Raw genomic sequence first — 7,635 nt, forward strand, 5'->3', positions numbered from 1 at the left:
AGCAGCAGATGTTCGTTTACACTTTTACCACCGGCAACTCCACGAAGGTATCCGGGTTCATATCCTGAAGGTGGTCATTGAAGAAGGCATCGCAGTACAGACAGATGTTTTCCAGCTCCCGGGTACGAGCTTTGGCTTCGGCCTCTGTTACGCCCAGGTGTTCGCCCATGCGCCAGGGGTCGCCTTCGTTAAGCTTTTTGAAAACGGGGTGCTCTGCCATGCGCGCCAGCACATCGGCTACTTTTTCCTTCCGGGCATCGCCCATGGGGAATTTCGTTCCCGGGCAACAGGGGTTGATCCGCCACAGCTGAATGCTGATTTCCTGCGGGATATCCTCGTAGCCGCCCAGGAAGTTGCGGGCACCGGAGAGGATGGTGCAGAAATTGTGCTCCGGGTCGCGCTTCCAGATGTCTTTTTCCATTGCACGGCCACGGGCCCAGTTACCGCCCAGCCACATGTCATCGGTAGCGCCCCAGGCACCCCAGCTCAGCGGATGGCCGTGCAGGTAGTTTTGTTTATCCACCAGCGGGTCTTTGTCCTCCCCGTTGACGCCCCGGGATTCGAACAGCTCAGCCAACTCCATCAGCCGGGCGCCGGCCTTTTTGTGGAAACGGTCGATGCTCGCGATGTCGAAGCGGGTTACGCCCTTTTCGATGAGGATGTCCAGGATTTCTTCGGTCAGCAGGTCGCCGTTGGTTTGCAGCATGATTTGGGTGCCCTGATCGGTGTAGCGTTCGCGCAAAGCATCCAGGATGTTGTACAGCTTTTTTCGGTCCGCAATAGGCTCTCCACCGGAAAGGATGATACGGTCGATGCGCTCCGGCAGGTTATCGATGATCATCATGCACTCTTCCTCGCTGATGCGGGCACCGTAGGGGCCGGAATCGTTGTAACAATGGTCGCACTCGTCGTTGCACAATTGGGTAAAGACCCAGTATAAAGATTCGCAATGATTGAAGTCTACTTTCATTTTGTCAGTTTTAAATCATGGAGATCTGTCCAAAACCGGGCCTCTTCCCGGGCACCGGTGGATTCGTCCGCGATAAATTCGGCGCGGCTGCCGTATATTTTTAATTGTCCGCCTTGCATCATGCCGAGACGGTCGCCCATGAGCATGGCTTCCTTCAGGTCGTGGGTGACGAAGATGGCGGTCAGGCCGAGGTCTTTAGCCACCCGCTTAAGCAGTTGCTGCATGCTGCGGCGGGTCTCTGTATCGAGGGCCCCGAAGGGCTCGTCCAGCAGCAGCACCCGCGGCTCGATGATCAGCGCCCGCCCGAAGGCTACGCGCTGCCGCTGCCCACCCGACAGTTGTTCAGGCATTTTGCGGGCTTGCTCCGGCAGTTCGAGCCGTTCCAGCAGTGCGTTTACTTTTTTCTTGATTTCGGTTTCCGGGCGGTGCCGCAGCCGCAGCCCGAAGGCGATGTTCTCAAACACGTTCAGGTGCGGGAACAGGAGCGCCTCCTGATAAAGGTACACAATCCCCCGCTGATTGGCGGGCACGGGCGACAGGTCCTGTGCGTCGAGCAGCAGCTGGCCGCGGTCGGCGGTTTCCAGGCCTGCCAGCACCTTGAGCAGGGTGGTTTTGCCGCTGCCGGAGCGCCCGAGGATGCTGAGCATTTCGTGCGCCCTCAGGGTGAAGCTGAGGTCTTGCAGGACGGCTTCTCCTTTGTATTTTTTGTTGATGTTTTTTATGTTCAGCATTTGCTGTTGTTTACCCATGTTTCGCACCTAAAGGCGCGATATGCTTTTTGCATTTTGTTTTACCTACATTTCGCACCTACGGCGCGATATGCATGTGCATTTTGTTCTACCCACGTTTCGCACCTAAAGGCGCGTTTACCTACATTTCGCACCTACGGCGCGATATGCATATGCATTTTGTTCTACCCACGTTTCGCACCTAGGGCGCGATACGTTCCCGGAAGACCACCGCCCGGTTCAGCCACAATAGCGCCACCGGTGGTAATATCAGCAGGCAGCTAGCCAGGGCCGCCAGGAAGATGTTGGCTTCATTGACGTACTGAAAGACCCGCAGCGTCAGCGTTGGCACCTTCCCCACCCCGATCAGATTGGTGAGCCCGTACTCGAACCAGGAGATGAGAAACAGCTGAAAAAAGCAGGTCATCAGCGCACCTCTTGCCACCGGCACCAGCACTTTGGCGTAAGCCTGAAGGGTACTGCCGCCGAGCGTTTTTACCAGTTCTTCCATACTGCGCAGCCGCTCATTCCAGAAACTGCTGAAGAAGATCACACCGTAGGGAAAGGTGATGAATAATTGCGCCAGCAGCACGCCCCAAAAGGTCCCGTACAGCCCCGCCACTATGAAAAAGAACTGCAGGCAGGCCGCCAGGATGACCGGCGCGAAGACGTACGGGAAATACGCCAGGCTCAGCCAGGCTTCCCGCTTCGGGTGGTAGGCGATGTGCCGGCTCACCCAAAAACTCAGCCCCGTGGACAGCGTAGCCACACTTAGCGATAATAACACAGAAAGCAGCACACTGTTGCCTAAGCCTTCGCTGCCGCCCAGTACCAGCTGCCAGTTGCTCAGCGACCACTGCTGCGGCAAGACCGCCGGGTAAAGCCACTGCCGCCCTACCGACAGCATCAGCAGAAAAGCAAAGGGAAACAGGATTAGCCCGATCAGCACTACTTTGGTCATTCTGCTCATGCGCGGCCCATTTGTTTCCGGTTGTACCAAAGCAATCCGCTTAGCAGGGCCACCACCAGCACAGTGTAAGCCACGCTGATGGCATAGGCTTCCGGGATATCGCCCAGGTTGTAGCGCTGCAGCCGCTGAATGGTCCGCACCGATACCATCTGCACCGATTGGCTGCCGACCAGCAGTGGGATTTCGTAGCTGCCCATGACGAACATAAAGTACAAAAACACCGTAGCCAGCCCCCGCCGCAACAGTACCGGTAACGCCACCCGGAAGACGCGCTGCCATTTTTTCGCGCCAAGCGTAGCCGCCAGGTGGAGGTACTCCCCCAGCCGCTCATTTTCGTACAGATTGGCGAAGAAAATAGTAAAAAAGGGCGTCGCCATGATCACATGCGCCACGATGATGCCGATGCCATAATTGTCATTCACCCAGTCCGGAAACTGCTCCAGCGCGCTGATGAGCCCCAGCTGATGCGACACCCGCGACAGCCAGCCACCTTTGCCCAGCAGCTGGAAGATGAAAAATGCCATCACAATCGCCGGTATGCTCAGCGGCAGGTAGATGAAAAACGACAGCTCTCCCTTCGTGAAAGCCTGAGGCGAGCGGAGCACCAGCGCCAGAGACAACCCCAGCGCAATCAGGATACTCACTGCCGCCACATACAAGCTGAAGCCCAGGGTGCGCCAGAATGCCGCATCGCCCAGTATCTCCTGCCAGTGGGCCAGGGTGAAGCCTTCTGCCATGACACCCGTCAGCCCGAGGCTGTAGAGCAGGGCATAGCTCACCCCCGCTACAATCGGCACGGCCGAAAGCAGGACAAACAGGCTTCTGCCTCCATAAGCTGCCCACCGCTGCTGCATCAGCCTTCTATGATTTCCTTACGAAAATCTTCTGCCAGGCGGATCATATACTCGGGTGCCAGTTCCATCAGCGCTTTGTCCTGAATAGCCTCCCGGTCGGGCGCGTACTGCCGGTTGGGGAGGTTGCGGAACTTGGCCGCCCAGTCATCGGGCAGTTTATCGAGGCTGAGCACGGTACCGTCGCCCCAGATGGCGGGGTCCATCTTGCGGTACTGCGCCTCCGGAGAGATCATGAAATTAGCGACCACCATGGCAGCAGCTTTGTTGCCCGAGTGTTTGACAATGCCCAGGTAATGGGAATTTTGAATGGTACCCGGCTCCCAGACATAGCCGCGGGCGCTCTCCGGGAAGACGCCCTGCAGTACTTTGTTGTCCACTTCGCAGTCGTTATTGCTCATGGTGAAGTGCAGCTCGCCATTGGCAAACATTTGATGCATGGGCGCTACGCCTTCCGGGAAGGACTGCCCTTCCTTCCAAAGGTAAGGCTTGAGCTCGCGCAGGTAGTCCCACAGCTGCGGGGCGTACTGACCGTATTTGGTTTCGTCGAAGTCGCCAGCCAGCGCCTCCCCCCCGCCCGCAATATCAATCAGCAGGGCTTTGAGGAAGGTCAGCCCCGTAAAACGGGTGTCGATAGTAAAGGTGCCGGGATGCTTTTTGGCATAAGCCAGCAACTCCTGCCGGTCCTGCGGTGGATTGGGCGTGCGCAGGGTATCGTAAATGATGGCCATCTGCACGTTGCCCCAGGGACATTCGTACCCGTCCACCGGCTGCTGAAAGTCGACGCCAATAAAGGGATTGTCCAGATCAATGTACTGCGCATTGGGCAGTTGCTCCGTCCATGGGCCATGCAGCCCTTTGATCTGCCGCAGCTGATAGAAGGTCTCCCCGTTGATCCACATCATATCTACTTCGCTCTCGGTTTTGCCGGCCTGCAGCTCTGCCATCATCGTCTGTACGATGGTCGAACCCTGCCCGCTTACGATGTTGAGCTCGATGCCGTAGCGCTCCTTCACCTCCGGCTTCAAGTAGTTCTGCATGTAGTCGTTGATGAGGGGGTCGCCGGTCCACATCATGTGAGTCAGGGTGGCGCCTTTGGCTTCGGCTTCGATGGCTTCCCAGCTCATTTTGGAGAGGTTTTGCTCCGGCTCCCCCGCCTGCTCTGCGGTGCATCCAGCCAATAGCCATAGCAACAATAGGCTTACGCAAAAAGTAATTGTTCTGGACATCATTTTATTATTCTGTTTTTTGGTCCGGTACTGCCGCCGGCTTGTTCCATGCAGCTGCCCCACCAGCCTGAGCATACGCTCGCAGCGTAATCTGCGGCTTGCCCAGCGCATTCCAGGTTTCAGCTGCTTCAAATTTTTCCGGGTAACGGTTCAATGCCTTTACGATTTTCGCGCCGTAGTTAAAGGTATTGGTAAAATTACCCAAGAAGCCGAGTAAACCGTAAGGCAGCTTGCTAATACTAAGCTGCTCCCGCTCAAAATACTGGGTGAAAATCGCTGCGGCTTCATCAGCGGTGTAGGCCTGTGGGCCCTGTATGACGTATTCCCTGCTTTGGCCCTCAAACTGTCGGAATGCCTGGCTCACCTGTCGGGCATAATCCCGCCCGGCGATGAAATGCATGGGATGTTCTGATTTTCCCGCAAGGGTGATCCGGTTTCCCTGCCGATAATTGCCTTGGTCGAAGTTTTCCATGAAGGTTGAAGGATAGAACAACAGATACGGCAGGCCGCTCTCCCGGATACGGCGGACTGTTTGGTTTTTTAGTTCAAATGCCCACCAGTCGAATCCTTGCATGCCTTGGTACCTCTGTACCAGGGAAGACAAATAACCGACCCCCTTGATAGAATGCTTGCCAGCAGCCTGCAGCAGGGCTTGTACGCCTTCCCGCTCTGGCTGATAATCTTTGCGCCCGGTGGCGGGGTCTACCGACAGGCTAATGTAGGCCAGGTCGCTTCCTTCAAGTGTGCGGTTTACGGCAGCTTTGTCTTTCAAGTCGCCTTTTAGGATACGAATGTCAGGATGTAATTGCCCTTCTGCCTTGGAAGGGTCACGCAACAGGGCGCGGACTTCAAATCCCTGTAGTGCGAGTTCATTGGCTACCGGCTGCCCTAACATGCCTGTAGCTCCAAAAAATGCTATGGTTTTCATAACGCTGTTGTGATTGGTTTGAAAACTGCAAGCTAGGGCCAGTAGCATCAACAGACAAGCGATGCGCACGGACAAAAAAGTCCGTGATACAACAGGGGGGCTGCCAGTCAGATTTATTAATTTTATTGCAAACGTTCCTGTCATGAAAAAACAATTCAAATCAAAATATCCGGTCGACCTCTCTATCACCGATGATCAGGGCCGGCCGCTCAACTACTGCGGCATCCGCTGCGCTATGGAAGTCCTTGGCGGAAAATGGAAACTGCTGATCGTGGCTGAGCTGGCAAAAGGGGCTTCCCGATACAGCGAGCTCAAGCGCAGCATTCCGGAAATCTCCGAGAAAATGCTCACCCGATCTTTGCGGGAACTCGAACTGCACGAACTTGTCCACAAGACTAGCGAAGGGGTTTCCAAATACCAACTCACTGAGTATGGCCAAAGCGTACTGCCGCTGCTTAAAGCACTATTCGACTGGGGCGAAAAGCATATCGAATTGCACCACGACCTGATTTTCCATTAATTCAATTCTCCCAGGCTACGCCATAATCCGCCGCCTGCATCTCAAACCGACCCACCGGCTTCACGCCGCACAGCCATTCGGTGAGCTTGTCGACGTAATGATCGAGATGGGTAATTTGTTGAATACCGTGCTCCACAATCGGGTCGAGGGTGGTCACGAAAAGGGTTCCGCCGTAGTGGTTCGTTTCCCAGGAGATGACCTCGCCCTTGCCATTGGTCTGTACGATGCGGGCGTGCTCCGGTATGCGGGTGTATACGCCGTGGGTGTGCCAGCAGGCGTGGCGGGCACTCAACCCTTCGTAGACCGGATGGCTGTAGTCGGTTTGGGATACGGGCGGATTGTTAGGGTCTTTTACCCACCAGTAGTTATTGACCGGGCGGTCCTCCCACTGCGCATCGAGCCAGTCGGCGGAGCTGTCGCCTGCCACGAAAACCTTTCCGCCCTGTTTCAGGAAGTCGTAAATGAGGCCTTTGCGCTCCCGAATCGCCGCCTGATTGGACTGAAAGGGCACGGCGATGGCTTTGAGGCCCTGCAGGGAGGCTTCCGTGAGGTCGTGAATGTACAGCAGCCGGTACAGGTGCTGGTATTTTCCCGCTTTCGCGAAAGCGTACTGTGACCAGACGCCGTTGAAGAGTAATCCTATCATAATACTGGTGTTTTGATGAGTTTGGTGAGTAAATTGTGGTACAGCCGGGTCAGGCCTTCCATAGAGCCTGTATCGTCGGTGGTACCGTAAGCGTAATCGCCCAGCGGGCCGCTGGCGGTGGCGAAGATCGTGCCCGGCGTGGTCTGCTCATCGAGCAGCATAATGCAGCGCCCCCAGGTATCGGCAACCACTACTTCCGCCTGGGGAGCAGGCTGAATGTAGCCGCAGGCCCACCAGCCGCTGATGCCGTTGGAGAAGATGAAGTGGTCGAGGTCCACGCCTTCAAACAGCCCGTAGCGGTCGGCTTTCAGGGTGTAGCGGATATCGATGGTCTTTTTGCTGTTGTCCGCCACCCACTGACTGCCGGGCAGCCAGTGGGTAAACCATCCGTCGAAGCAAAAGAGGGTTTTCCCCTGATTCAGAAAGCGTTGTACAGCTTCCCGCCAGCGGTACATGGCCACCTGATCGGTGCCGTTGGGCACGACGAGCAGGTCGTAGGGGCTGAAGTCCGGCGCGGTGGCCTGATGGGTGGGCAGGAAATCGTACTGCACGTGCGGCTGATCGAGGTAGCTCTCGCGGAGCCCGACGATGCCGTTGTCGATGACGGCTGCTTTGATCATGGTGGTGGTATTATTTTTCAATAATTACTTACATGCGACCTCTACGAGGTCGGTTTCTTTGATGTTAGCCGGGGGTTACTAACGTGGGACTTCTAACGAAGTCTGATTTTTCTCCTCGACTGCGTGAAACCTGTCTACCCAGTAAAGCCAGGTAGAGCAACATGCTACTAAAC

The 7,635-nt window shown here is 56.0% G+C and carries 9 protein-coding genes; 1 reads left to right on the plus strand and 8 read right to left on the minus strand.

The genetic code is table 11. The annotated features are described in order from the left end of the window. Positions 1-16: 16 nt before the first annotated feature. From MRY86_RS14525 to MRY86_RS14550, 6 genes are all read right to left on the minus strand, one after another. Positions 17-970, minus strand: coding sequence for a radical SAM protein (locus MRY86_RS14525; protein ID WP_293570329.1), 954 nt, complete (start codon positions 968-970; stop codon positions 17-19). Continuing rightward, positions 967-1,701, minus strand: a complete 735-nt coding sequence (locus MRY86_RS14530) for an ABC transporter ATP-binding protein (protein ID WP_293570328.1) — start codon at positions 1,699-1,701, stop codon at positions 967-969. Before MRY86_RS14530 ends, MRY86_RS14525 begins: the two co-directional genes overlap by 4 nt. A 199-nt stretch (positions 1,702-1,900) precedes the next feature. Beyond that, complete coding sequence (locus MRY86_RS14535; protein WP_293570327.1) at positions 1,901-2,668, minus strand: ABC transporter permease subunit; 768 nt, start codon at positions 2,666-2,668, stop codon at positions 1,901-1,903. Then, entirely contained in the window at positions 2,665-3,522 is an 858-nt protein-coding gene (locus MRY86_RS14540) for an ABC transporter permease subunit (RefSeq protein ID WP_293571582.1), read from the minus strand. The genes MRY86_RS14535 and MRY86_RS14540 overlap by 4 nt, the downstream gene beginning before the upstream one ends. Then, positions 3,522-4,751, minus strand: a complete 1,230-nt coding sequence (locus MRY86_RS14545; RefSeq protein WP_293570325.1) for an ABC transporter substrate-binding protein — start codon at positions 4,749-4,751, stop codon at positions 3,522-3,524. Before MRY86_RS14545 ends, MRY86_RS14540 begins: the two co-directional genes overlap by 1 nt. Positions 4,752-4,755: 4 nt before the next feature. Continuing rightward, positions 4,756-5,676 carry an NmrA family NAD(P)-binding protein gene (locus MRY86_RS14550; RefSeq protein WP_293570324.1) on the minus strand — a complete coding sequence of 307 codons (921 nt, stop codon included), beginning with the start codon at positions 5,674-5,676 and terminating at the stop codon, positions 4,756-4,758. A gap of 142 nt (positions 5,677-5,818) precedes the next feature. On the opposite strand from MRY86_RS14550, the gene MRY86_RS14555 reads away from it, so the two are divergent. Further along, a complete protein-coding gene (locus tag MRY86_RS14555; RefSeq protein WP_293570323.1) occupies positions 5,819-6,196 on the plus strand; it encodes a helix-turn-helix domain-containing protein in 378 nt (125 codons plus the stop codon). 1 nt (position 6,197) lies between these two features. Here MRY86_RS14555 and MRY86_RS14560 read toward each other — a convergent pair whose 3' ends face one another. After that, positions 6,198-6,842 carry a hypothetical protein gene (locus MRY86_RS14560; protein WP_293570322.1) on the minus strand — a complete coding sequence of 215 codons (645 nt, stop codon included), beginning with the start codon at positions 6,840-6,842 and terminating at the stop codon, positions 6,198-6,200. After that, positions 6,839-7,462: a hypothetical protein gene (locus MRY86_RS14565; RefSeq protein ID WP_293570321.1), complete on the minus strand. Its 624-nt coding sequence runs from the start codon at positions 7,460-7,462 to the stop codon at positions 6,839-6,841. Before MRY86_RS14565 ends, MRY86_RS14560 begins: the two co-directional genes overlap by 4 nt. Positions 7,463-7,635: the final 173 nt, after the last annotated feature.

This window comes from Phaeodactylibacter sp. (assembly GCF_022763345.1).
Classification (GTDB): domain Bacteria; phylum Bacteroidota; class Bacteroidia; order Chitinophagales; family Saprospiraceae; genus Phaeodactylibacter.